The following is a 3,344-nucleotide window of genomic DNA, read 5'->3' as shown; positions in this document are numbered from 1 at the left end:
ATTTATCCCATATTATAGTGCTATAAGCATGATAAAGTCAAGCAAAATGCCCCTCAATAAGCTGGTTGTAAGGGGAAAATAAAGGCTATTAGCATAAGAAATGACATTAAAGCAAGTTTTTATCAGTAACATGAAAGAATTCCGCAAAAAAGAAGGCATGTCTCAGATGAAACTTGCGGAATACTGTAATTCATCACCCACTTACATTGGAGAAATAGAAGTGGGTAAAAAATTTCCTTCTATCAACATGATTGAAAAAATAGCCGCTATTCTAAAGATAAAGCCCTACCATTTTTTTATTGATCGTACAGAAAAAAACGATGAGATAAATACTGAAAACGCTTATCCCAAAATGCCAAAGTCAATGCAAAATGAAATAAGAAAAGGTTTGAACTTTTCAATTGATGAATTAATTAGAGAAACTCTTGAGAAATATTGAATTATGAATTCAGCGTCCATCTCTCTAGGTTCGCTCTTTGTTCACTGGGTAGAAAAAATCTTGTTGAAAACGCTAATGGTCTTTTATACTGTAAGTTAAGGAGAAACCAATGCCGCAAGCGCAAACTATGACCCTTGACGAAAAACTTGCTACCTCAAACAAGGCATTTAGATTATTGGAAGCTGGAGACAGGGATGGATATAGCCGTCTTATAAGATCAATTCCCATGCCCCCGTATTTAGCAAAGATTTATAAAGAAAAAGTAGGTGTAGAGCCTCTTATAACCAGCGGCTGGAATTTATCAGAAGCGGAGGTGGAATTTGGCAAAGATTGGCTTAGTAAATAGCATTTATGAAGCGGCTATATCTGAAGCAGACCGCAAGGGTTTTGCCACCAAAGGAAAAGCAGAAGCATGGCGTATTTCTTATGAAAAAGGTGTAGCTTTAGCGATGACCTCTTTTCAAGAAGCCCAAATTACCGCCGACCCTCAAATCATTATCCTTGCCGAGTACACCTTCTTATCCTAGGAACTTGAATTTTGTGAAAAAACAGATAAAGACTCTTTAACCAGCCTGACAAAGGCAATACAAAGTTTCGACGACGCTTTCCTTGCATTACAAGCGGTTGAGGAATCCGGTTACAAAACAGCTGACAAAGCCTTTCCCCACAATGGTAAATACCGTGTAAGCGGTTTTCCCAAAGATGCTTTTCACATTGCCTGTATATCTCATAAAACAAGACTTCAAAATGTACTTTGCTCCCCCGGTATAGATACAATAGAAAAAGCCCTGCTCAAACAGCGGTTTATTAATCTTTCCGCAGGGCAAGGCGGGTATATTGAGAAGCAAAAAAAGGCGTTGGGATAAAAATGTGTTAAAATGGCTGTCAACAAATAAAATATTTAATTGTGAAGATTCGAGTCTTGCCGTGGCTACGTACTGTACCTGCTGCCGAAATCCCCTAAACTTTAAACCCATTTGCAATACCCGAAATCTTATCAATAGAATCATGAGTATCTGCGGCAAGGGTTGAAACTTCCTTCGCGCCTTTATTAATAGTGCCGATGCCGCCGGATATTTCTTCCATGCGAGTTTCTATCTCTGCGGCGCTGTTCTGCAGCGTGTTGATTTCCTTGACCATTGCCTCGCTGCCACGGTTCATTTCCTGCGAACCGTCTTTAACTTTCATGGTAAGGTCTTTCATTACGCGCAAGGATTCCATCACCTCGGATGCGCCGGTCTTTTGTTCATGAATGGCGTTGTCAACTTCCACAACAAGTTTTCCTGTCTCGTCAATCCGGCGCGAAACTTCTGCAAAGGCGTTTTCCGACACTGTGGCGTCCTTAACAATGCGGTCTATGGTTGCCGTTATTTGTTTCAACTCCGAGCGGATCTTCCGCGATTCGGCGGCTGAATTTTCTGCCAGTTTGCGGATTTCATCTGCTACTACGGCAAAGCCTTTGCCTGACTCGCCTGCGTGAGCCGCCTCAATCGCGGCGTTCATCGAAAACAAATTTGTATTGACGGCTATTAAGGAAATGATTTTATTCGCTTCCTGCAAAGTTTGCGATTGCTCCACGATCATGCGTATTCGGTCCCCGCTTTCCTTCTGGATGCGCATTCCCGCCTCGGACGCTTCCCCTACCGTCTTAAACTGTGCGGCCATTTTTTCCGTTACGGAACCTATGGATGAAATATTGCCAACCATCTCTTCAACTGCGGCGGAAGCTTCGGTTATGCTGGACGTTTGGGTAAAAATAGTTTCTTCCAGCGATTTAATTTGCTCAGAAATCTGCCGCACCTCACGAGATGACGTATTGGCGCTTTCCATCTGCCCTTTAGTTTTAACCAATACCTGTTCCACCGCAGTAGAAATTTTGGCAATGGAATCCGCCATAGTCGAGGCGTTTCCTTCCAGCCGGTTTCCCACTGCGGAAAGGTTTTTCTGTCCGTCTTTAATATCACTGATACCGCCGCCTAAGTGTTCGCTAAAAGTGTTTACCATTCCGGCAATGCTTCCAAGTTCGTCAACGGAACAAATGGAAATCCGCCTTGTAAGGTCTTTCTGTTCTGATGAAAGATTTTCAAGCTGAGCGATTACCGATGAGTAGAGCGCGCCCGTATTTCTTTTAAGGGTAAAGGCAAGGGCGGCTGTACCAAGAAAAAAAACAATCAACGGTATCAATATTGAAGACAGTGAATTTCCGGAGCGGTGAATACCAAGCAAAGTAACGGAACAGGTAAAGCCGAGTGTTACCAGAATTGCCGCAAGCGGGATAATCCACGCTTTGGCTTCCTGCCTTCTTTCATGATAGTTAGGGGGATATACGGTAAAATTGTGGGCAAGCAATGTGCCGGAGACCAAACCGTCGCCCGCTACATAAATAAAAGTTCCCACCAGCATACCAAAAGACAAAGCCGCCAAAAATAAAGAACTTTTTATTGAAGGATCAATCCCCAGATAATTTCCACTCAAAAAAACAATCCCCAAAAAAACGGCGTGAGTAATCACATTAAGGGCTATCCTTTTAATTGGCACCGCGCCTATTTTTTTCAGCCAGAGTAAATACTCCTCCCCTTTCAGTTTGGTAAAATAGTTATAATCAAAATATTGAGCGCCCCGCCCTAAAATAACGCAATAGATTATGAAGAAGACAAAAGCTGGAATACCGAAACGAAAGCGCAGTTGGGAAAAAGTATTCCCAAAAAAAAGTAGTATCAGAAAATCAGCCGCAAGCATGGCAAGCCCCGTCCCTGCGACAAGAGCAAGAAAATTATATTTTTTATTTTTCATATTCTTTTTAATCTACTATTTAACAGAATGAGATATTATTTCTATTGCATTCTTTACTAATTCGTCTGCACTTTCTACTATTTCGGACTGTCTTGTCTACTATGCAGTGAGC

4 protein-coding genes are annotated in these 3,344 nt (G+C 42.0%); 3 read left to right on the top strand and 1 reads right to left on the bottom strand.

What is annotated here, in order from left to right; all coding sequences use genetic code 11:
• The first annotated feature begins 100 nt into the window (after window positions 1-100).
• The 3 genes from ACYVRH_RS11330 (at window position 101) to ACYVRH_RS11320 (ending at window position 966) form a co-directional block, all read left to right on the top strand.
• Entirely contained in the window at window positions 101-439 is a 339-nt protein-coding gene (locus ACYVRH_RS11330; RefSeq protein ID WP_461257024.1) for a helix-turn-helix domain-containing protein, read from the top strand.
• A 109-nt stretch (window positions 440-548) separates the two neighbouring features.
• Window positions 549-785 (top strand): hypothetical protein, encoded by a 237-nt coding sequence (locus tag ACYVRH_RS11325; RefSeq protein ID WP_461257023.1) that lies wholly within the window; start codon window positions 549-551, stop codon window positions 783-785.
• On the top strand, window positions 760-966 hold the full coding sequence (locus ACYVRH_RS11320; RefSeq protein ID WP_461257022.1) for a hypothetical protein: 207 nt from the start codon (window positions 760-762) through the stop codon (window positions 964-966). The genes ACYVRH_RS11325 and ACYVRH_RS11320 overlap by 26 nt, the downstream gene beginning before the upstream one ends.
• A gap of 433 nt (window positions 967-1,399) precedes the next feature.
• On the opposite strand, the gene ACYVRH_RS11315 is transcribed toward ACYVRH_RS11320, so the two are convergent.
• Entirely contained in the window at window positions 1,400-3,232 is a 1,833-nt protein-coding gene (locus ACYVRH_RS11315) for a methyl-accepting chemotaxis protein (RefSeq protein WP_461257021.1), read from the bottom strand.
• Window positions 3,233-3,344: the final 112 nt, after the last annotated feature.

This window comes from Treponema sp. R80B11-R83G3, assembly GCF_054786115.1.
Note: the sequence above shows the minus strand (reverse complement) of the source record. Positions and strands in the feature narration are given on the sequence as shown.

Excerpts from the sequence above, each read along its gene's own strand:
- ACYVRH_RS11315 (WP_461257021.1), bottom strand. The coding sequence starts at position 3,232 with ATGAAAAATAAAAAATATAATTTTCTTGCTCTTGTCGCAGGGACGGGG.
- ACYVRH_RS11325 (WP_461257023.1), top strand. The coding sequence starts at position 549 with ATGCCGCAAGCGCAAACTATGACCCTTGACGAAAAACTTGCTACCTCA.
- ACYVRH_RS11330 (WP_461257024.1), top strand. The coding sequence starts at position 101 with ATGACATTAAAGCAAGTTTTTATCAGTAACATGAAAGAATTCCGCAAA.